General features: G+C 51.9%; 22 protein-coding genes and 1 pseudogene. 18 read left to right on the top strand and 5 right to left on the bottom strand.

Annotation, left to right across the window (positions count from 1 at the left end):
* Positions 1–212 precede the first annotated feature (212 nt).
* The 3 genes from ACZ5BH_RS00740 (at position 213) to ACZ5BH_RS00730 (ending at position 5,010) form a co-directional block, all read left to right on the top strand.
* Positions 213–2,579 (top strand): hypothetical protein, encoded by a 2,367-nt coding sequence (locus ACZ5BH_RS00740; RefSeq protein WP_464890018.1) that lies wholly within the window; start codon positions 213–215, stop codon positions 2,577–2,579.
* A 206-nt stretch (positions 2,580–2,785) separates the two neighbouring features.
* Positions 2,786–3,436, top strand: coding sequence for an SAM-dependent methyltransferase (locus ACZ5BH_RS00735; RefSeq protein ID WP_464890017.1), 651 nt, complete (start codon positions 2,786–2,788; stop codon positions 3,434–3,436).
* Positions 3,433–5,010, top strand: coding sequence for a B12-binding domain-containing radical SAM protein (locus ACZ5BH_RS00730; protein ID WP_464890016.1), 1,578 nt, complete (start codon positions 3,433–3,435; stop codon positions 5,008–5,010). Before ACZ5BH_RS00735 ends, ACZ5BH_RS00730 begins: the two co-directional genes overlap by 4 nt.
* Here ACZ5BH_RS00730 and ACZ5BH_RS00725 read toward each other — a convergent pair.
* From ACZ5BH_RS00725 to ACZ5BH_RS00710, 4 genes are all read right to left on the bottom strand, one after another.
* Positions 4,942–5,967, bottom strand: a complete 1,026-nt coding sequence (locus tag ACZ5BH_RS00725; RefSeq protein WP_464890015.1) for a hypothetical protein — start codon at positions 5,965–5,967, stop codon at positions 4,942–4,944. The two genes, ACZ5BH_RS00730 and ACZ5BH_RS00725, sit on opposite strands and share 69 nt — an antisense overlap.
* Entirely contained in the window at positions 5,964–6,866 is a 903-nt protein-coding gene (locus ACZ5BH_RS00720; RefSeq protein ID WP_464890014.1) for a hypothetical protein, read from the bottom strand. Before ACZ5BH_RS00720 ends, ACZ5BH_RS00725 begins: the two co-directional genes overlap by 4 nt.
* A gap of 114 nt (positions 6,867–6,980) precedes the next feature.
* Positions 6,981–8,243 (bottom strand): IS256 family transposase, encoded by a 1,263-nt coding sequence (locus ACZ5BH_RS00715; protein ID WP_464890013.1) that lies wholly within the window; start codon positions 8,241–8,243, stop codon positions 6,981–6,983.
* 23 nt (positions 8,244–8,266) lie between these two features.
* Positions 8,267–8,470, bottom strand: coding sequence for a hypothetical protein (locus ACZ5BH_RS00710; protein ID WP_464890012.1), 204 nt, complete (start codon positions 8,468–8,470; stop codon positions 8,267–8,269).
* Positions 8,471–8,943: 473 nt separating this feature from the next.
* Between ACZ5BH_RS00710 and ACZ5BH_RS00705 the strand changes: the two genes are divergently transcribed.
* The 4 genes from ACZ5BH_RS00705 to ACZ5BH_RS00690 all read left to right on the top strand — a co-directional run bounded on the left by ACZ5BH_RS00705 (position 8,944) and on the right by ACZ5BH_RS00690 (position 12,926).
* A complete protein-coding gene (locus tag ACZ5BH_RS00705) occupies positions 8,944–10,542 on the top strand; it encodes an asparagine synthase-related protein (RefSeq protein WP_464890011.1) in 1,599 nt (532 codons plus the stop codon).
* 364 nt (positions 10,543–10,906) lie between these two features.
* Positions 10,907–11,401, top strand: coding sequence for a transposase (locus ACZ5BH_RS00700; RefSeq protein ID WP_464890010.1), 495 nt, complete (start codon positions 10,907–10,909; stop codon positions 11,399–11,401).
* On the top strand, positions 11,398–11,637 hold the full coding sequence (locus ACZ5BH_RS00695; protein ID WP_464890009.1) for a helix-turn-helix domain-containing protein: 240 nt from the start codon (positions 11,398–11,400) through the stop codon (positions 11,635–11,637). Before ACZ5BH_RS00700 ends, ACZ5BH_RS00695 begins: the two co-directional genes overlap by 4 nt.
* Positions 11,638–11,705: 68 nt before the next feature.
* The gene (locus ACZ5BH_RS00690) at positions 11,706–12,926 is read left to right on the top strand and encodes an IS256 family transposase (protein WP_464890008.1); all 1,221 of its coding nucleotides are present in this window, start codon (positions 11,706–11,708) and stop codon (positions 12,924–12,926) included.
* Between the two features lie 290 nt (positions 12,927–13,216).
* Here the strand turns inward: ACZ5BH_RS00690 and ACZ5BH_RS00685 are convergent.
* Positions 13,217–13,483, bottom strand: a pseudogene (locus ACZ5BH_RS00685) (IS5-like element ISAcma17 family transposase); the annotation flags it as partial.
* 1,373 nt (positions 13,484–14,856) lie between these two features.
* Here ACZ5BH_RS00685 and ACZ5BH_RS00680 point away from each other — a divergent pair.
* The 11 genes from ACZ5BH_RS00680 to ACZ5BH_RS00630 are packed head-to-tail and all read left to right on the top strand — an operon-like array spanning position 14,857 to position 20,785.
* On the top strand, positions 14,857–15,366 hold the full coding sequence (locus ACZ5BH_RS00680; protein ID WP_464890007.1) for a hypothetical protein: 510 nt from the start codon (positions 14,857–14,859) through the stop codon (positions 15,364–15,366).
* A gap of 27 nt (positions 15,367–15,393) precedes the next feature.
* Positions 15,394–15,795: a hypothetical protein gene (locus ACZ5BH_RS00675; protein ID WP_464890006.1), complete on the top strand. Its 402-nt coding sequence runs from the start codon at positions 15,394–15,396 to the stop codon at positions 15,793–15,795.
* A 2-nt stretch (positions 15,796–15,797) separates the two neighbouring features.
* Entirely contained in the window at positions 15,798–16,358 is a 561-nt protein-coding gene (locus tag ACZ5BH_RS00670; protein ID WP_464890005.1) for a MotA/TolQ/ExbB proton channel family protein, read from the top strand.
* Entirely contained in the window at positions 16,331–17,137 is an 807-nt protein-coding gene (locus ACZ5BH_RS00665; protein ID WP_464890004.1) for a hypothetical protein, read from the top strand. Before ACZ5BH_RS00670 ends, ACZ5BH_RS00665 begins: the two co-directional genes overlap by 28 nt.
* A 59-nt stretch (positions 17,138–17,196) precedes the next feature.
* Positions 17,197–17,694 carry a hypothetical protein gene (locus ACZ5BH_RS00660; protein WP_464890003.1) on the top strand — a complete coding sequence of 166 codons (498 nt, stop codon included), beginning with the start codon at positions 17,197–17,199 and terminating at the stop codon, positions 17,692–17,694.
* A gap of 3 nt (positions 17,695–17,697) precedes the next feature.
* The gene (locus tag ACZ5BH_RS00655) at positions 17,698–18,192 is read left to right on the top strand and encodes a lytic transglycosylase domain-containing protein (RefSeq protein ID WP_464890002.1); all 495 of its coding nucleotides are present in this window, start codon (positions 17,698–17,700) and stop codon (positions 18,190–18,192) included.
* Positions 18,189–18,428: a hypothetical protein gene (locus ACZ5BH_RS00650; protein ID WP_464890001.1), complete on the top strand. Its 240-nt coding sequence runs from the start codon at positions 18,189–18,191 to the stop codon at positions 18,426–18,428. The genes ACZ5BH_RS00655 and ACZ5BH_RS00650 overlap by 4 nt, the downstream gene beginning before the upstream one ends.
* Positions 18,429–18,440: 12 nt before the next feature.
* Positions 18,441–19,118, top strand: coding sequence for a hypothetical protein (locus tag ACZ5BH_RS00645; RefSeq protein WP_464890000.1), 678 nt, complete (start codon positions 18,441–18,443; stop codon positions 19,116–19,118).
* A 39-nt stretch (positions 19,119–19,157) separates the two neighbouring features.
* A complete protein-coding gene (locus ACZ5BH_RS00640; RefSeq protein ID WP_464889999.1) occupies positions 19,158–20,060 on the top strand; it encodes a hypothetical protein in 903 nt (300 codons plus the stop codon).
* Positions 20,041–20,355 carry a hypothetical protein gene (locus tag ACZ5BH_RS00635; protein WP_464889998.1) on the top strand — a complete coding sequence of 105 codons (315 nt, stop codon included), beginning with the start codon at positions 20,041–20,043 and terminating at the stop codon, positions 20,353–20,355. The genes ACZ5BH_RS00640 and ACZ5BH_RS00635 overlap by 20 nt, the downstream gene beginning before the upstream one ends.
* A gap of 16 nt (positions 20,356–20,371) precedes the next feature.
* Positions 20,372–20,785 carry a hypothetical protein gene (locus ACZ5BH_RS00630; protein WP_464889997.1) on the top strand — a complete coding sequence of 138 codons (414 nt, stop codon included), beginning with the start codon at positions 20,372–20,374 and terminating at the stop codon, positions 20,783–20,785.
* Positions 20,786–20,932 lie beyond the last annotated feature (147 nt).

Here is a 20,932-nt window from a genome sequence, read left to right as displayed (position 1 = left end):
AGTGATACGCACTCAGTCTTGGAGAGGATGAATAATTGGTCGGTATAAGGAATTACCGAAGTTTGACAGGAAGAGAACGTCGGAGGGCATAGACAATGAGCAAACGTGGTAAAGGCAGAGGCAGAGGTCGGTCGCGCGATCGGGAAAGAAGGCGTATGCGGCACATCGAGCGCAGGTACGCGGCACTCGAGTCCCAAATCCAGGCGTTGCCCATGTCGACGATACTCGATGTAGGTATCAGCCTGATCAAGCCGCAGTGGAGAAGCGAGAGCATAGAGGCGCGTGGACTCGATGAAGGCGAACTGGATTGGCATGGTACGCTTGAAGATGCCGATGGTGCGCTGCGGGATTGGACACCTGATGCCGTAGAAGAGGAACTCGTTTTTGATGAAAAGGATAAGATCGAGGCGTTTCAATACCGTTTGTCACCGACGGAAAAGGATAAGTGTGAACGGCTATATGAAGCATACTCCAATTTCTTCATTCAGCATGAGCAGGCGATAGATACGATCTTGCTGGCCGAATACGTTTTGGAACGTTGGGCGAGAAAGTGGAAAAAACCCGCAGGTGCCATGGTGTCTCCCCCTTGGTACTTTCTGGATGAATTTCGAGTACAGGCCGAAAAGGAACGGGAAAAGCAGGCCGGGAGCAAGAAAAAGAATGAGGTTGTGCTGGTTTCCTTGGAACAAGATATGTCGCTCGTTGCTGAAAATGCGCCCTATGAAAAGGTGTGTCGGACTCTGCGTGATAGTGACAAGATGTGGGGGCGCTTTGCTCACGATGCAAAAACCTATCGGCGCGACTTGGTCGCATGCATGCGTGACTATTTGGAAGTGCTCGATGATCAGGAGAAAATGCATCGGCAGCGCAAGAAAATCGCCAATCATTACATCGAGGTGCTGGCACAAGACGAAGGCGTTGTCGAGGAAGAAGTAGAACGCTTCGCCGAATATCCGCTCTACAGCATGTATTTGACCGCTCGCCTCGTTCAACGCTATGGCCAGGAGACGGCACGCAAGGTGATGGAGGTGCTGACAGCCTATGCCGAGGGGGATGAGTTCAAGTATCGTTCATCCAAACAGCCAAAGCGCTTTGCCGAGACCTTCGCGTGTGACATGGATGTCGCGCAGGCCGCCTGTGGCTTATGGCATGCACTGCCCCGGTCTTTTGGGGACGATTTCTGGAAAGGGTTCCGCAGGGCATGGTTGGGGGAATTGATGCCGCAGGCGCGCTATTTCAAAGTCAAGCCTTGGGAGGTCCGGGGGGCGGTTGACTTCAACCTGTATTGGGACGAACAGGCGAAACGCTACAAGGCACATTGGGAAAAAGCGGTAGAGGAGAAGTTCGAACAAGCAAAGGCGCTGGAAAACAGTGCTGCGGCCAAGGTTCTCCAAAGGCTTCAGGAAGACTATGCGGCAAGGAGAACGCTCGTCCATTACATTTGCGCATTGAAAGATACCGCGTTAAAGGACAACCAGTTGTCGGATCGCTACGAGCGCATAGAAGACCTGCTCGAAAAGCTGGATTCATGGGGAATGGCCACGGTTTATTTCGACATGGCGCGCGCGATCATCAGCGCCTTCAACGACGAACTGCGAGGGATCGAGCGAGAGATTGGTGATCTGACAGAGTTGTACACACAGGATGAAGAAAAGGGGGAGGATTCATCCGGGGTTGTGAATACAGTGCTGGAACTGGGGGCGCTAAAGGAAAAAATCAAAGAACGCGCCAACAAGCTGAGGCAGGCCATCAAGGAAGTTGATTCCCCCGAAGGAAAGCAAGGCATGCTGCCAGAAACCCTGCATATCGACCAACTCCTGTCTCCCTTGACATTCAAGGTCTTACGCCGCCGGCACAAGGACATTTTTGAAGAGAATACCGAGAGTGATCAGGCAGAAATGCTGGATCGCGCATTGATCGAGCAGTTGCTCAATGCACTCAACCAGATTACGAGGGTGCTGGATTCGCGATCCAGGCAGCTGTTCACCATGAAAGCCAGGCTGGTCGAAGCGCTGGCCACAAGACAACGCGAATATCTGGTGTCAGGAGACCTTCGAGACAAACAGAACGCCCCGACGAGGGTGCTCATGGCGGAGTGCGGCATCACGATGGAATCGCTCGTCGAAGAACAGTTGTACCGGAAGAATGAAAAGAAAGCCAATGGCAAGGAAATAACCCAGAAGGAACATGAAAAGTATTGCCTTCGCATGGTTGATCGATGGCTCATGGGTACAACCTTCCGTCTGGCAGATCCCGGGGATGGCAGAGTGTTTCGAGGAAACAACTTTCTGCTTAGAGGCAGCGAAGGTATTCACAAAAAGAACCAGAAATGGAATCTGAAAGATGGCAAGGTGCGCTTCAACACCCATCGCATCCTTGGTATTCTTGTGGAAATCCTTCAGGAGAAAGGCGAGCAGTCCCGCGAAAAACTGCGTAAGGCGCTCGTTGAAAAGGGGGTAGGGTTGCGTTACTACAAGCGAGGCGGCGAAATTGAGTGGCGCACTGTATCTGATGGTAGGATCAAATGGATGGTGGAGCAGATTCAGGAGTATGGATGGTGGAGGCGGTATGAGTGGTAGATTGACTGGGTCAGCTTTTATCTCGAATCTCATCTCTCCGGACGAAACCTCTCTGAATTCAAGGTCTTTACTCTTTATTTCACTTACTGACAATGGAATACCTCGAAAGAGAACTTATCTGTGCAAAACAGAAGGTTCGAGATATACGCGACATTCGCCGTATTATGCCCCAGAAGTGGTATGTACAGCGAGGAATCGCTCAGACAATGAAACGCGCATTGGCAGGAAGAACCAACTGCCGAGTCATAGAACTAGGAAGCGGAGGATCATTACTTCCTATTTTTTTAGGGCCTAACTATCAATATATAGGCATTGACTATTCATCCATTGCAAACTCTTATGCGAAATTCCTTATGGAAGTCTCAGGACGAATATGGACAATTGTCCAAGAAGACATCTTCAGCATCAATTCACTAGGAAAGTTTGATATAGTATTTTCTAGTGGAGTAATTGAGCATTTCAATGTTTGCAAACAATTGGAATTCATAAAAAAATGTAGGGACTTAAGCTGTTATCTTATCCATTGTGAAGCTCCAAACTATGGGCCAAATAGTCGATTTTATCCCATATATAAAAAGACTCGAAAAATCCACCAAGATTACAATCTCAGATCCCTTTTTCGTCAAGCGGATATTATTTTAAATGTTTTGGATGCAAGAGGTATTTTTGGAACTACAGAGGAAATCGCTAGATGCCCAAAACTTGGGCGATTCTTGGCTAAAAAGTTTCCTGACCTAAATATAGATGATTATATGAGACTAAGCGCAAGGCGTCTTCATAATATGGAGGATTCTCTATCCTTAGAGGAAAGGTTGAGCTTTGGCTTTCAGCATTTTGCAATAGGTAAGACACCATGAACGCGTTGCTTGTCCGCGTTTGGGCTAAAACGGTTTCTTTTGCATCCAATTCAGAAATAGGTGAGCTTGAGACAAGCTTAATCGAACCGCTTGGTTTAGAATATATTTCGTCTTACTTGACCCATCATGGAATTAAAAACCGAATTTTCGATTTTCTCTTGCGCGGTCAGTTGTGTGAACTACTTAAAACGATTAGCACTTTCAAGCCTAAAGTGATCGGCTTCAGCACCCCCTTCGATTCATCACTTCGTGAAACTCTGCCTATCTGTGCTACGGTTAAAAGCATTTTTCCAGAAGCGCTGATTGTTCTTGGGGGAAATTGTGCTAGTAATAGGCGTCACGAGGTACTCTCGGCTTGCAATTACATTGATGCGGTAGTTGTGGGAGAAGGAGAAGAACCGTTCCGTAAGCTGTGTAAAACAGTGATCGAAGGTGGAAATCTTGGGTTTGTGGAAGGAATTAGTTTCAGAACCGAGGATTCCACGATTGTTGACACGAAGCCAGCACAAAAGCCTGATATCGACAGCCTGCCTTGGCCAGAACGTCAAGATGTCAGCGAATATATTACACTATCAGGCGTAATACCGATGCTACGCAGTCGGGGATGTTATGCTAAATGTAAATATTGCGGGATTGTTCCATTTACACGCTCAGCGCGCGGCAAGCCTTGGAGGGCAAGAAAAAGTGAAGATGTAGCAGCTGAACTAGGCATGCTTGTTAAAAGGTTTCCACAGGCGGATATATGGTTCGTTGATGACGAGTTTATTGGTCCTGGTCAGAAAGCTCGCACTTCCGCGCTAGAACTCGCACGGTGTATCGAACGCATTGCCCCAAAGGTTAATATAATTATCCAGACTCGAGCTGATAGCCTAGACCACCAGATCTGTGCGTCCTATGCTCGAGCTGGGCTAAAGAAGGTATTTCTAGGGGTAGAATCTGGCACACAAAAGCAGCTTGACTTTCTTGGAAAGAACCTGGATATGAATAGGGTTTGGCGTGCTTTGGAAGCCTTGGAGGAAAACAGAATTTTTTCTGAGCTTGGGTTTATTGGTATCCACCACGACCAATCCGAACGAGACCTACAAGAGAATATCCATTTTCTTTTAAAGGTGGCAGAGAAATTCCGTTTTTGTCATCTATACATGTTTAATACACTTCAGCCCTTTGAGGGAACTTGGTTTTTTGAAAACCTTTCTAAGGACAACAGACTCATCAAATCTAATGCTAGCTACATGGTTCCGCTCGACGAAAAATCCACCATGCTTAGTGAATTTATATATTCTTTATATGAAAAGATGGCAGGCCTTACGGAAGCGTTCAAGACCTATGGGGGATACCGGAGGGAAGACAATGTCTTACTAACCGCTCTTTGGGAAAAGAATCGCCTCTTTGTGGATTCTATAAGATCAGCTTACATTGATATTTACAAAAATCCTGTGAATAACAATCTAGAGTCGATTCTGGAGCAAATAGATAATAAAATTAAACAATTTGAGGATGACTATTCAAGTTTGATGGCCGAACTTCGACAATATCGCGCGACGAGCGATAGGGAAAAGATCCTGTTCAAATAACCCAGTGAATAACCAATAAGGGCTATTGATCCCAATATCATCTACCTCGAATGGTAATGTTTTAATGACTCGCCTTAAAGGAACATTGTGTAGAACCCGTAGCAATGGATCCTCATCACGCCACTCCTCAAGGGTTTTCCAAGAAAGAATTTTTGAATAAATCGTTCCAGCATTAAAAAACTCGCACCCATAAAATTTTAAACTTCCGTCTGGCTTGATGGCGACATCCAAACCTCCAGGTGATGCTGGATTTCCAAATATAAAAGGGCCGTTCCGATCTTCTTCTAGAATAGACAAGTAATTCGAAAGGCCAAGGTGTGCGCCATGGTTACTAGTTACATGGTCCTGAAAAAGGCAAGGGAAATTATTTTTCCCAATTTCAATTTCCGCTCGCATTATAGACTTTTGTTTGACGCGGGCCGCATAGCCAAGAGAGTCAGCATAGCGGCAAATCTTTCCGAAAAGCCACATACGTTCCGAGATAAGTCCACGGAAGGAAAAGCTAATATTATCCCAATGATTTTTCAACCCGACTTTTAATATCATTGGTATCGGATCTAAATCGATCGCTTCATCATGGAAAGTATCCACACTAATTCGGATTTGTGCGCTTCGTCCGTAATGCGCAAGAATTTCAGATATCTTATCAAGAACTGTGACGAAGCGGGTATATGGAAGCTTTGCACTAGTAATTATCTCTATAGACGCCGTGCATTGTGGATCGAGAAGACCTAAGACCTCCATGATACCCTCTGGTGTAAATAGCGGCTCTCCTAGCCCGCTAATCGCCAATCTCTCCAATGCTGCATCATTGATTAGCCGAGAAAGGTTTACGCGCGACTCGCTATTGAGCGAAAGAAACCGCTTTTTATTTCCATGTAAACTTGCGTACATGCAATGAGCACAACCAATCGGACAATAGTCATTGATATCTATGTAAAGTATATGCCTGCTCATGGTACCGAAAAGCCTTGCATAATCTCTGGTAGTAAATCAATTGGCAAGTCAGTTACTGAAGATTGGTCGGGCGAAGGCGCATCCTCGAAAAAGGATAAGTGTGGATAATCTGGAATAGTAATTTCGCGCTTTTTCTTCCCAGTAATATTATTATGAATAGGTATTTCACTGATGGTTTCCGTCCACCAACGATTACCTCGCACTACAGCATAATCGAGGTCGTTGAGTTGTATGATTGCCTTTAGTCGCCGGAAAACACGATGCCAACGATGACGTTTTGTCATTCCGTGACTAAGCGATTGTTGAAGCCCCCGCACGGTCGAAATATGAATCGGATCGAAGTGAATGGTGCAGAGTAATGCTTGCTTATCTGCGTTCTCGAAAGGGATCGCTCTCTGGAGGATTTGCCAGGGATCTAGGAAATCCTGTAGATTATCTTGGAGGAGAATATCTTGAAAGAATTTATCGAGGTCACCGCCAAAAATAGCTATAAGCTCGAGAAAAAATCCAGTGAATCCACATACATCATCTCCGTAAGCACCGTAGGCTTTTAGGCGTCGTTTCCAATATATGACTTGTTGTAGTATTATGGGGTCAAGCTTTTTATTGGAAAGCACCTTGTCTAACTCACCTTCTTCTGCCGAGGAAGAAAAGAAAGCCATATCTACAGTAAAACCTTTCAGTACGCAACTCACTCTGATACCGGTCGTTTCCAATTTAATGCCAAGAGAGCTAACCAGCTTATGAAACGCTGCTCCAGTTACAACGAACCGACCCGAAAGCGGCATTTTCACAAATCCCAGTTCATACAACCTTTCTTCGGGCAAAATGATTCTAACGTCGATATCAGTTGACTGGTCTAGGCTTGTTGCAGTTCCTCTAGCACGGCTTCCTGTCAAATAAAACTTACCATCCGGAAAAACTCGGGATAGATGTAAAAATAATAAATTAAGGGTGTATTCAGCTGGGTGCATTATTTGTGGAGCTATAGTCAAATCTGGTGTACGGCCTGATCAGGCGGCGTCCCTGTTGGTTTCGGTTTCGTCATCGTTTACCTCAATTCCGTCTCTGAACTTCACTCCCTCAATGACCTTGGCCAGGTAGTTGAATCCACGGATCCGGCGCCAGCGTTTCTCGGCGCTCATCCCCAGCTTGTAAATCATGGCCAGCATGGTGTTCCGGCTCACGCATCCCTTGGCCCGGTCTGTCCGGTATCGTATCGTGGCAAAGGTCGACTCGATCGGGTTCGTCGTCCGGATGTGTACCCAGTGCTCTGCCGGGAAATCGTAGAAGGCCAGCAGGGCCTCCCGGTCCTTCTCAAGGCAGGCGACCGCCTTCGGGTATTTCGCCTGGTATGTCCGCATGAAGTGGTCGAAGGCCTTCTGCGCCGATGCCCGGTCTTCCGCCATCCAGATTTCCTGAAGGGCCTGCCTGGCCTTGGATTGCACCGCCTTGGGCAGGTAGTTCAGCACGTTCGCAGTTTTGTGCACCCAGCAGCGCTGATGCCGGGTCTCGGAGTACACTTCGTCCAGCGCCGACCAGAACCCCAAGGCACCGTCGCCGGTTGCCAGCCGGGGCGGGAGGCGCAGCCCCCGCTTCTTCAGCTCCAGCAGGACTTCCCGCCAGCTCTGGGTCGATTCCCGTACGCCATCCTCGATGGCCAGAAAGTGCTTCTCGCCCCGTTCGTTCACCCCGATGACCACCAGTGCGCACAGCTTCTGGCGCTCGGCGCGCAGACCGCTGTAAATGCCGTCCACCCACCAGTAAACCCAACGTTCCCGGCTCAGGTCACGGCGGCACCACTCTGCGTATTCCGCCTCCCATTCCTTCTTCAGCCGGCTGATGACCGAGGCCGACAGGCCCTTGGCCTCGGCGCCGACCAGCACTTCCAGCGCCTCCTGCATCTGCCCCGTGGCAATGCCCTTCAGGTACAGCCACGGCAGGGCCGCTTCAACCCGCCGGGCCTTGCGCACATAGGGCGGCACCAGCGAGGAGCGGAACACCACCGGCTCATCCGTCCGGCTGCGCACCTTCGGCACCTTCACCGCCACTGGTCCCACGCCAGTGAGAATCTCCCGCTCCGGCAGGTATCCGTTGCGTACCACCGCCCGCCGGCCCTGTTCGTCCACCTGTCCTTCATACTGCGCCAGCAACTCGGCCAGCTCTGCCTCAATCGCCTGCTGAATCAATCGCTTGGCGCCGGTGCGCAGTAGCTCCGTTAGCGGGTCCTCAAACCCCTCTGGCGACTGAAAGGCAACTACGTTATCTTTGCTCATGGTGGCGTACCTCCTCTGCTGTTTCAGTTCTCGACAAACCGAATTTCAGCAGGGTACGCCGCCTTCTTCAATCTCTCCGTACACCAGTTTCGAGCATAGCTCAACTCGGCCAGGTCCGCCTCGATCGCCTGCTGAATCAATCGCTTGGCGCCGGTACGCAGTAGCTCCGTTAGTGGGTCCTCAAACCCCTCTGGCGACTGAAAGGCAACTACGTTATCTTTGCTCATGGTGGCGTACCTCCTCTGCTGTTCATCAGTTCTGCAAAACCGATTTCAGCAGGGTACGCCGCCTTCTTCAATCCCGCCGTACACCAGAATAAAGCATAGCTCGTGGGTCTTGCAGTGAACGGCAGCTTTGCTACACTTCATGTGAACGGTCTCCGTTGGTGTTGTTGCGACACCAAATGTTACCAACAGCGAGATCGTGGAATGTGCGTTCCGTCCTGCATATAGGCTGGTTTGGTGGGAAATGGAGCCAAATTTATGCAACTGCAAGGTTAATATAGTTCATATCACACGGGAGAGGATATTATGTATTGCATAACAGATCAGCATAGCAAGCAAAAATCTTTGGACTCTCTTTATGATTTAATTGAGTTCCTGAATAAGACTGAATTACCTGTCATGGTCACAGGAAAGGAAAATATAGTTCCGATAGTATGTAAAACATATGGAGACCAGGACGGAAATCATAAAAGATCGTGATTAAATTTTTTTTGGAAGGCCGCCTCCTATCGGAGGCGGCGACACCAAGGATTGAAATAATTGATCATGGCGCCCTCAGCCTAATCAAGCGAGAAGTAGAGGGGGGGCTTGAACTATTTGTAATTGTTGATCCGGCGGCCATCTATAGGAACGTTACTGACCGCATTGATTATTCAGTATTAGCAGACCATGCATATGACTGGGTTTCATTACACATTGACTATGCGAAGCAGCGTGTTATATTAGGATGTTCCTCCCACGGTTGCGTCCCTATTTATTTTAGCACTACTGGAAAATGTATCGCCATCACATGGGATCCCATAGATATTTTGGAACGCACCAAAAATATTACTCTAAATTTGCCTAGGACGGCAATATTTCTCGATATATTTGCCAGCCCATATTCGAGCCAGACTTTAGTCGAAGAAATACAAAGGCTTCCTGCTGGCTATTTCGCTATTTTTGAACTTGAAAAAAAAGGGGTACGCACAAACTTCTTTAATAAGAATAGAGCACAAAAAGCGAAAACATCAGATTATCTCAAACCTGATAAGGCTGATTTGGAAATCGAACGATTGATAGAAAAGTATATCACTCCATGGACTGAAAACCATCATCTATCCATTTCAGCCAATCTAAGCGGTGGACTAGACTCGGGAGTCGTATGCGCAATCGCGTCCCGGTTGCTAAATAAAAACAATAGTATTCTTAATACATCCGGAATTATTGTTACTGGTAAGACACGTGAGGCTCAAGTTGTCCGTCGTATGGAATATATTAGGCGGCTATCAGTCAATGACCATCCTGTCTTGGCTGAAGAATATTCTCTATTCGATTTTGCTGATAAAGATTGGAATAATACCGATATTATCCCATGGATCGATGGCTATAGGAAAATGTTCATGGCCTCTATAAAAAGAATACCCGATGAGAAAAATCGAGTGCTTTTTACAGGATACGGCGGCGATGAACTCTTTTATCCCCAATGGAGTGAAATGACGCTAAAGGAGAGATATCTGCAGGAAAGCAAGCATATCTCTGATTTAGGAGAGAATAGTTTGCTATTGTCACCTACTATACCGGTCCTATCTAGATCTTCGTATTTTAAGGTGCCCAGGGCTATAACCGGCGTAATATCCCCGTCAGCGGTTGAAGACTCTGGAGCCCAAGCTATCGATTGTTTGCGTAATAGGATATTACCAGTGTCCCCATTATGTGACAGAAGCCTTGTTACATATTGCAATTCACTACACAGAAACATGAAAAGTGATAAAGCACCATTTCGAATCATTTTAGATCGTTTTGGCTTTAGTTCTGCTATCACAAATTCAAAAACACCGGAAAATTTTACTGATTATATGCGTAGTAGCATGGAATGCCTCCCGCAAAGTTCTCTAGAGGATTTATTACATGAAGGTGAGCTGATGAGGCATGGATTTCTCCGTAGACAATCGCGCTCACGTATTAAGACTTCGATCAAAAATACAATTAAGAGACGCCCAGCTCAGCTATTGGCAATTTTAATATTAGAGAAATTTTTGCAATCTTATAAATCAAAAATAAGAGTTGGGAAACCTGCCATAGTAGATATCTGAATCAGTGAGTTTAACATCGTATGAGATCTCTCTGATTTGGATATTTTCGCGTTATTTATCCTGACAGTTGCATAAATTGAAGCACGAAACGCTTCTTTTCCGGCAATCGTCTTGTGGATGGGACATTCCGGGCTGTCTTCTGGAACGCTCCAAAAGTGAAATCCAGTCGTGCCCTTGTAGGTCGGCCTTCAGGCCGACATGTCGGGATAAAGCCCGACCCGGTGTTTGTCAAGATAGTTGTCGCAATTTTCAAGCTGCGATTCTCTCGTTTTCCGGTCCTGCCAGTCCCCCTCTGTCAGGATAGAAGTCGCCTCCCCGATGTGGGACTCTAAGAGACCTTGAGGGGGCGGAACGAGGAGCAACCATGCGCTATTCACCCGAACGCAAAGATGCGGTACTGAGGAAGATGCTGCCGCCGCACAACCGAAGTATTGCTGAGCTGGCCGAGGAAGAAGGCATCTCTGAGGCCACCCTGTACAACTGGCGCAAAGCCGCCCGAGCCGAGGGCCGCCTGCTGCCCGATGGCGACCAGAGCCCCGAAGGCTGGAGCGCGGCGGACAAGTTCGCCGCCGTGGTGGAGACGGCCGCCCTGAACGAAGCGGAATTGTCCGCCTGGTGCCGCGAACGGGGCCTGTACCCGGAACAGGTGCAGGCCTGGCGCCGGGCCTGCGAGCAGGCCAACGACTGGGACCGGCAGCAGGCCGAGCGCCTCCGGGCCGAGCGCAAGGCCGACCGGGAGCGGCTCAAGGCCTTGGAGCGGGAATTGAAGAAGAAGGAAAAGGCCTTGGCCGAGACCGCCGCCCTGCTGGTGTTGTCAAAAAAAGCCGAGGCGATTTGGGGGGAAGGCGAGGACGCATGATCAGCACCCCGGATCGCCGCCGCGCCCTCGAGCTGGTCGAACACGCCATGGCCCAGGGCGCCCGGCAGGAAAAGGCCTGTGCGCTGCTGGGGATCAGCGCCCGCACCTATCAGCGCTGGACCCGGGAAGGCGGCATCGAGTCCGACCGCCGGCCTGAGGCCGCCCGCCCGGTGCCGGCCAACCGCCTGAGCGCATGCATATCGGTAGTGCCCATATACTGCTCTAAATTCGGGTAGGCCATCGTGGCCACCTTTCGTAGGATTGGTGTTGCAGACATCAACCTGAACGAAGAGGAGAGACCACGATGGCCGAGTATGAGATTAAGGTGAATGAGGCCCTGTTGTCCAACCTGCTGGGCGGCGGCAAGGAGGGACTGGGCGAGCTGGTGGAGAGCGTGCTGAACCAGGTGCTGGAAGCGCAGGCCGAGGAGCAGCTTGGAGCGGGCCGGTACGAGCGCTGTGAGGCTCGGACGGGGTACCGGAACGGGTATCGTACCCGTCAACTCTACAGCCGCGTGGGGCCGTTGACACTGCGGGTGCCGCAGTTCCGTGACGGGTCATTCTCGACGGAGATATTCCAACGCTACCAGCGCTCGGAGCAGGCGCTGGTCCTGGCGCTGATGGAGATGGTGGTCAACGGGGTCTCGACCCGGAAGGTGTCGAAAATCACCGAAGAGCTGTGCGGGGCGTCGTTCTCGAAATCGATGGTTTCGCGGCTGTGCGCGGCGCTGGATGCCCGGGTACGGGCGTTCAACGAGCGCCCCTTGGGGCGTTTCCCGTTTCTGCTGATTGACGCGTTGTACGTCAAGGCCCGGGAGGACGACCGGATTGTGTCCAAGGCCGGACTGCTGGTTTCGGGCATCAATGCCGAAGGGTACCGGGAGGTACTGGGGCTCAGGATGGGTGACAGCGAGTCGGAGGGCTTCTGGCGGGACATGTTCGACTGGCTGAAGGGCCGAGGGCTGCATGGCGTGGCCTTCGTGATCTCGGACGAGCACAAGGGGCTGGTGGGGGCGGTGCGGCGCTGTTTTCAGGGGGCGGTCTGGCAGAGGTGCCAGGTGCACTTCGGACGCAACGTGCTCTCACACACGCCCTCGCGGCACAAGGAAGCGCTGGCCGAAGGCCTGAAGCGGATATTCCGGTCGGAGACGGCGGCCGAGGCACGAGAGAAGGCCCACGCCCTGATGGAGGAGATGGAGCAGAAGGCCCCCAGGGCGGTGACCTGCCTGGAGGAGGGACTGGAGGATGCGCTGGCGGTGCTGGCATTGCCGGAGAAGTACCGCCGGCGGCTGAAGTCGACCAACATGCAGGAGCGGCTGATCCAGGAAATACGCCGGCGCGAGCGGGTGATCCGGATCTTCCCCAACGAGGAATCCGCCCATCGCCTCATCGGCGCCCTGGTGGCGGAGATCCACGAAGAATGGCAAGGCCGACGCTATCTGGACATGAGTGACTTTCACGAATGGTGGGAGGCCCGGAAGCCTGCCAACCAGGAGGAGGAAAAGGTGGTCAGCATCGACCACTGAAACCGATACAACGCCGATCCTGCAGAGAAGAATTTACAGCAGAATTGGGACTTGACCCCGTGTCGGCCTCACTATGCCAAGGCCAAGGTTCGGGTCCACCGCTACCCCAACGGCTCCCTGGCCGTCTTCCACGGCCCCAGAAAACTGGCCAGCTATACCCCGGACGGGACACTGATTTCACCTGAACAGGAGAACGGGGATAACGTCCGCCTCCCCGCTTCTTCAGCCACTTAGAATCAGTCCAAGAGCGGACAGTTTATGTGCTACAAAACCGGACAGTTCTATTTGTTGCTAACAGGGTAATGACCAAACCGCCTGCGGTAGGCTTCCACCTGCGCAACCAGGACTCCTGATTCGTTGTAGGCGTTCCAGTCCAGGCGGTCGAGAAAGGCGAATCCGTCCACCTGACTCACCGACAGCTTGCTTCCGAATTCGGTCGGCGAGGCTGCCTTGCCGCGCACGATCGGCCGAATGTGCGGCTGGCTGATACTGACGATGCGGCCGGCAATCCGCCGGCTGCCATGGTCGTACATCCATTGCTGCTGACGATACAGCTCCCGTATCACCAGCAGGTTTCGATACTGATGGGCGCTCAGCAGCGTCAGCGATACCTCTTCGCTCAGCGTGTCAATAATCGACAGATTCCGCTTCAGATAGCCCAGTTGACGCCGCAGCGCCTTGCGCCGTGCGCGTCCATTGCGGCGCCCCGATTTGATGAAGGCCACATATGCACGACGCGCTTGGCGACGGTAGGTCCGCGGCTTGCGACGGGTGCCCCTCAGGGGCTCGAACAGCGTATCAATGATTGCTTCGGTCTTCTTCCGCGCTTCGTTGAGCAGGTCAATGTCGGTCGGATAACGAATGTCCGCCGGGGCGCACTCCTCTGGAATGACTGCGCTGAACAGCGTTTCTTGATGTGTGTTGGGTCCGCGCATCAAGGAATGCTCCAAAACAACAGAATCAGGGACATTGTGGCGAAATTGGGGGCTTTTTCAACAGCCTGCTAAGAGAGCTTGAGAGGGGGCCCTTTGGATTCACAGGTTTGTCGGATGCCACAGCCTTGATCCAGCACCATAGCCGCGGTTTCACGTTTGAACTCCGTCGTATAGGACTTTCTCGCCATGTCTTTGAACACCTCAATTGTTGTGGGAGTTTAGCACTCCTCGGGGTGTCCAAGATCCGTAGACCACATCCGTAACGAACTTCAGAGCGCTGTGACGATGAGTCGCTTGCTCCACCCTCTTCTTGGAGAGAGCAAAAATTGGCAATAGTACGGTAATTCAATGGTGGGTGAGGTTTCATGGCACGCGACAGAAACGAATCCTGGCCACTCAGTTGAGAAGAACCATATGTCCCGCATCACGCGTATGGCGGATTCCGGCTGCTGTTCTGCCCATTGCGCTACCGTCAGTGCGGGTTGGTCGGTAAGCCACCTCGAAACGGGGCGGCCCGATCTGAAGTCGATGGCAAATAGGATGCCGGATCTTTGTAGATTTCCTTGAGCAGAGCAGCTCTCCGCTTTGCCGTTCAATGCTTGATTGCAGGTCCTGTGCTCATGCTTTTCTCTACATGTTCTGCAAATCGAGTGTCCAGGCGATGGGAAATGGCAATGTTGCGGTAAATGAGTGACGTGAGAGAAATCGACAAGCTATCGCTACGAGACACTTATGGCCAACTGTAGCTACCAAAAATATTACGCGCAGTACGACAACAAGATTCGCAGCATTCAGTACTGGTGCTGTAACCCCTATGGCGACACTTCACACGCTGCGAAACCGTTCATCCACAAATGGCAGCCCGTAAAGCGCGCCAACAGCTCCACAAGGCGGTATTTATCAAGGGTTCTGACGAGTATCTAACCAGGAACAAAAAATGGTGACTATGCGGTAAATAATGTCACTGCAAGGCAAATCTATCCGAGGAGAACATCATGAGAAGCCTGTTGATCTTGTTGATTATCGCTGCTGGTCTGGCCCTGTTGGGCGGGGCGTTCAAGCCGGGAGGGCAGGTGCAGGAGAAGGTATCACACCATTTGCAGCACAGGACTGAACCGAAGAAGAAAGTGGATTCGGCCCGGGGTGACCAGCTCGTGGGCACGGGGCATGCCGGGCAGGGCGGTACCTCGGAGGGGCTGGCGGCGGATGCGAGTCTGGGTCAGGCGGATGAAGAGCACCAATCGCAGGCGGCGCAGGCCAGTACAGGGGGTAAGCCAGCTTTGACACAACAGACGATTGTCCGTGAAACGGTCGATGGGATACCAGTGCCGACTGTCGATGAAGTGCTGAGTGACACGGCAGAAGGTGAATCCTCGACGGCAGTCGCTGATTCGGTCGAGCCGGTATCCCGCCAACCGGTGCCAACGAGTGAGGAGATCATGACGTTGACGCGAGAGAACGATCAGGTGATTCGCCAGCTTCTCATGAAATACGCAACCAACTGACTTGTACATAGCTCACGGAGGCAACAAATGAAGCAGATCGTGTCGATCGTAACAGGCTTGGTGCTTGTATCTGGCTTGGCCAATGCAGGAGGACTTGGTACCGCCCGCTTCTGGAAGGAGCACAAGGAAGCGAAGGCCCAGCTCCTCCATGCCTGGTTGGCCGAAGCAGAACCGAAGGTCTTCGCCGATGCCTTGTACCGGCTGGCGCGTAGTGAGACCTATCTGATGCAAAAGGACGTTCGAGTGGTCTCGGATCCGCGCATGGTCATGCAACTGGCGAATACCAACGGATTCCGCATGAAAAGCCAGTACGACTGGCCACGCTTTGGCTATCGAGTGTTCATGCGCGAAGTCAACCGTCGTCTGGATCAGGGGCTCTCGGTAGAGCACCTGTTCCGCAATCGCCGTTTCGATATCGAGGAAAAGTGACCATGCTCAGACAACACACATCGGGGTGGGTGCTTAACCTGATTTTGTTTGCCATTGTTACGTTGATGTTCTACCAACTGTACCTGCAGCGCGATGTGGCGCTGGGTGCCGTGGCCTATTGGTACCGGCAGGTGGGGCCTGTGATTCTGGGGCTGCTGCCTTTGACGGCCTATTTTTTGTTCCTGCTCGGGCGCGCCGTGATGGCACGGGATTTTCGGGGCGACCGGTTCGCCAAGGGTCTCGATATTGTCATCTTTGTCGCACCCTTGCTGGGCATGTTGGGCACGGTTGATGGCTTGCGTGAAGCCCTGCAGCAGTTCTATCAGATCAAGGGCGTTGACAATCTGATGGAGGTTCTGGGCGAGTTTCTCAAAGGGGCTTCGCGGATGCTCTACACCACGGAATGGGGATTGCTGTTGGTGTTGCCGGCCGGTCTGCTGAAAAAGATACTGTTCGGGAAAAAACAGCGCAAGAGCAAAATCATTACATCGGTTCCGACACGAGAAACCAGCCATCCCAATCGGGAGGGAATGCCATGCGCCGTGAACAAGGCCGCTGGATGAAGGGGGTTGGCACGGTCCTTGTTGCAGCCTTGCTGTGGTGGGTGATGATCGAGTTGTTGCCCGAGCAGGTGAAACAGCAGTTGGCCGATAAGACGGCATCGCAAGAGGTGGTGCCCCGAGAGAATGAGAGGGGCGAGTCTGCGAGCGCCAGTCAAAGGGCCAAACAGATGACATTGATGCCACGTATCGTGGAGCCTTCACCAATGAAAGCGTCGGAACAAAATCCACCAAATAAGAAGCCATCACCCAAGCTGACAATGATCTCTGCGTCCCAGGCACGTGCAATCGGAGCAAAGGCATTGCGGCAGGCCAACATGCCAGCACTGTTAGGTGATATCGCAATGCCGTTCGGGAGCTATCTGGCACACGCCGAGCATCAGGGCGGGGTATTGGCCGTTTTCGATCGGCAACGCAACCGGGTGGTTGGGCGCATCGTAGGTGGCCGATTTTCATCGTCTGTGCATTTGGCGCAATACGCACGGCGAACGCGGGACGTGACGAGCGATTTGCCGGCAGGTCAGCGTCAGGATTATTTGCGGAAGACCGAGGCGGCGGTTGGCAACGGGGTCTATCGGTTTCTCATTCTTGTGCCGGAAGCCTATGAGCAGAAGTTCATCGGGACCTTGGCTCTGTTGCTGAATAAGCAAGGTGTACGATTCGAGGAAGTGGATGCCGTTCATTACCGATATCGGCGCGAAGGGCGACGTTTGTTGCTGGAGGTGCTGACCGTGGAGCGCGGAGCTAAACGCATCCCCATCCATCGGAGCAGTTACCTTTGAAGATTTTGGCATTGAAACGGAATAAAGAGAAGCGAGGTTGTCATGAAAAGGAGAAACGCATGAAGCAATACATCAAAACGGGCCAGATCATGATCGGTGTTCTTATACTGAGTGGCTGTATGGCCCTGGGAGGTGATGAGATTGTCCGGCCGGATGTAGCGAGTGGCTATGTCGCGGTGGGACAGTCCAATACCAGCGAGATGGCTGCGGTCCAGAAACGGATTGAAGCCCTGCTGAACGACAATAGTGGCGCAGCCGAGCGTCAGTTGGGGTGGAAGCAGCTGTTGAATGCCTATCGGAGCCGGGACGGACGGTTCGAGATCGCGGTATTGACGGCGTTGGCACTGGTTCAGTTGGAAGTAGGGCAGCGTTATGCCTTTCTCGAGACAGCGGGGAAAATCCGTGATCGTATCGACGATGACGTGGTACTCATGCCCGAAACGGAGATGGTGCTGGCCGTGGCGCAGACCATGGATACCGGCGTGCAGCGTCCCTACAACCCGGGACGGGACAAGGGGCGTATTACCCGGGTGGTTGAGGATTTGCTGGGGAAGTAAGCCATGCTGAACTGGCATCGAAGGCTGCTGACTCTGTTGATCACGGGTGTGATGACAATGCCTCAGACGGGTATCTCCCAGAGCGCCTGTGATCAGGTGAACTGGCAAGGTCTGAGCCGTTATGCCACGGCCATTCTCTGGGCGGAACGTCGGTATGGACTCGATGCGGCCTTGATATCGGCGGTGATCCAGGTGGAGAGCAATTTTGATCGCTGGGCCCGTTCACCAGCGGGCGCCAACGGGCTGATGCAGCTTATGCCCGATACGGCACGTGAACTGAATGTGCGAGACCCTTGGGATCCCTGGAAGAACATCGCGGGCGGAACACGTTATCTCAAGGAGATGATCAAGCGCTTCGATGACGTGCGCATGGCGCTCTGGGCCTATAACGCCGGTCCGCACCGAGTGAGGGCAGGGAAACTTTACAAGGAGACGCGCCGTTATATCCCGAGGGTGTTGTCGTTCTACTGGTGTTTCAAGAAGGAGGGTAGGTTGTGATTGTACACGGGTTATCACATGGACTGGCGGCGGTGTTGTGCACGCTCGGTGTGGAATTGGTGCAGCGGGTGCTGGCGGAACAGTGGCCGTCGATCTATCGCGCATTACACGAACGGGTTTTGCAGGTACTTGAGGCGACAGCTCTGCCCATGGCCCCGGATCGGCTCGCGGATTGGGGGCTGGTCGTGATTTTGGGGTTTATCTGGGGTGCGGCGTTCAAAGTGCTGAACGACTGAAGGGGATACGGGATGCGGATGATGGTGGTTTGGGTGATGGGTCTCCTGTTGGCATCTGGCAGGGGGGGAGCGACAGAGCAATCGTTGTATCTGCCCGTTACACGACATGATATTCATACATTGGAAGTCAGGCTTTTCGCTGACCTGCAGCCGGGCGTGTTGGGTGACTTCATGGAGGCCTACTGGCGTTGGATAGGCGACTTGGCACGGTTCGAGCAGACGCTAGGGCGACCACCGTTCGAAGCAACATCCGGGAAGCTTGGAAATACGAGCAGTGGGATCGTAATGCGGTGGTATGTCGATCGGAGCCGGGAAGTGCTTCATCTGGCATGGGGCTACCAATGGCTGGAGAACAGTGACGTACTAATTGAGCAGCAGATCGCCTTCCATAAAAGGCTATCGGCGAGGTTGCGGCAGCAGCTTGGGGAATGGGCTGGGGGCGCTTATCGCGGAATCCGATTGGCGCACGTCGTGATGGATGAGGAGCCGGTCGAGTATTCGATGTTGATCATGGTGGTGACGCGCCTGGGTGACGACCCCGGCAGCGAGGGGCAGATAAGGGCCTGGACCCACGAGCGTTGGAAGAGGCAGCTATCTCATATGAAACAGCGTTACATACGGGTCAAGCAGCATCTGCAGCGTCGTGTCCAGGAATTGCGAGTTGGAGTTGAATTGGCAGGCAAGCGGTAAAGGTGTATGGCGCAGGGGAAACGATACAGGAGCAGTCACATGAAAAAGATTTTCAAGAGGATGCTGGTAATGGGTGCGCTCGCCATGAGTCAGTTGGTCTTGGCGGAGACGACCCTGGTGCTTGATCTGGAAGAGCAGTTCAACAATAAGGCAGTGGCGATCCGCGACTATGTGAACAACCAGATGACGCAACAGCGTATTCATGATCTTCGCAGCCAGTCCAAGCAGGAGTTGCATCGTTTTAAAAAGGCGAAGGCTGGCGCGGAGAAGAACGCTGCGATGGCGAAGTATGTGAATTCTCGGGTGACGCAGACCAGCGAGGAGCTGGAGCGGATTGGTCGGTTGTATGACCTGAACAAGGATCTTCTCGGAGTGGCGGATCGTCTGGTTTCCGCATACGGAAAGGATACGGCCAAGGGAAAGCAGGCTTCAGTGAGCCCGGAAACCCGTCGCCAGGTTGAACAGGCGGTGCATGCCACCGCTATTGGGATTCAGAGTGTGCTGGATAGCGGTGTATTGCGAGCCGAGGATGCTAAGTATGCGAAGGTTTTGATAAGAAACACGATGTCCAAACTGCATAAGACCACAAGGAGAGGTAATGATTTCCTTCATCGCCTGAACAAGCTCCGTAGCACCCAGGATGTCCTGGTCTCGCAGCTTATGGTGCTGGAGATGATGAAGATCCGCCTGGTGGATCGACTGCAACGCCTCAAGGAACTGAACCTCAAGACACGTTTTGCCACGGTAACGCGTCAGACTGACAAGGTGCTTCGTGAGATAGGCATCTTCGATGGTGGTTATTCCAAGGAAGATGAAGAACTCGATCGCGAGGAAGAGGCAATGTTGTACGGAGCTTGGGAGGTGGAACAGTCTTTATCCGACGATGAGGGAAATGACTGGAGCGCTCTGATCTCCGAGATGGATGCAAAGTTTAACCACTGATTATATTCTTGGGGGGTATGTGATGAGTGTCAATGAAAAGCTGGAAGTTCTTGCGTCAACGATCAAATTGTGGTTGCAGGTATCAATTTTTGTACTGCTGTCGGTATTGTCTATTGAAAGAGAGGATTTCTCAGCAAATCCCGTTAAGCAGAAAGTGCTGGCCCGTCATGTGCTCGAGAAATCAGTCAATCGTAGCAAAAAGGCAGAAGGTTATGTCTCGAGTGCCGAACAGATCGCCATGATGCGACAGGAGGCATTGCAAAACCTGGAGATGGCGGAGCGTTTGATCAAGTAAGTACTGGAGGTGCGTGATGAAAACCTATTCCATGGTTAGTGCAGACTTTGGGTTTCTCATTCTGGGCATCATCATGGTTATTCTGGTCTGCGTTCTTCCGTTGGTTCATCAAGAGTCGTTGATGTTCATGGAGAGTACCAAGACGAAGAACCAGAGTGATATGTCTGCGCCGGACGCCAAGGAGACTGTGTTGGTCGAGTTGCGTTATGACGCGGACGGTAATGTGGAATACTTGGTCACGCCACAAGGAATCTCGCAAGCCATTTCCTATTCAGACAAAGGACGAGTGATCGCGTTTCTCAGGGAAAGTCATCCCCAGGATGTCCGTATGCGTGTGGATCGGAGAGTACCGCACGGTTACGCACAAGATATCCAGCTGGCCGTACAACATATTGGTGGAAGGTTGTGGCAAGTATCAGACAGATTATAAGTAACCATGTTTGTCAAAACGTGCAGACTGTACTGAAGGGCGGTAGCTTCCTGGCGGTAAAATTGAAGCGAGGAAAGTATTTGGCAACTGAAAGAGAGCCGGTTTAGCCTGAGGTATCGGTCGGTAGTTTGTCATTAAATGAATGTT

The sequence above is a fragment of the Thioprofundum lithotrophicum genome, from assembly GCF_055387065.1.
This window is presented reverse-complemented; position numbering and strand designations above follow the sequence as displayed.